We start from the raw sequence: 293 nt of genomic DNA on the forward strand, positions 1-293 counted from the left end.
CCGTAAACTTGCTGCGCAAACACCATGTCAGCCGCTACGTCGTTATTGAAGGCCGTTGAAAAAGCCGAATGACTGACAAGCGATATGGCCGGAAGCGCTCCCTGCAAATGATCAGCCAAATAGCCTCCCTGCTCATCCCCGTGGATCAGCAGCATATCCCTCTTCGCCTTCGGAAGCTTACGCGGAGACATGAAGCCTTTCATGAGTTCGCCCACGACATGCTCGCAATCTGCAGCGCTGCCTCCGTTACCGGCCAGTAGCATTTTGCCCCCTTGCTCATAAGAGCGCTTCAT

1 pseudogene is annotated in these 293 nt (G+C 54.6%); it reads right to left on the minus strand.

The annotated features are described in order from the left end of the window. Positions 1–263, minus strand: a pseudogene (locus tag KVT27_RS24215) (phosphoheptose isomerase); the annotation flags it as partial. Positions 264–293: the final 30 nt, after the last annotated feature.

This window comes from Lysinibacillus sp. GbtcB16, assembly GCF_019091145.1.
Taxonomy (GTDB): Bacteria; Bacillota; Bacilli; order Bacillales_A; family Planococcaceae; genus Lysinibacillus; species Lysinibacillus fusiformis.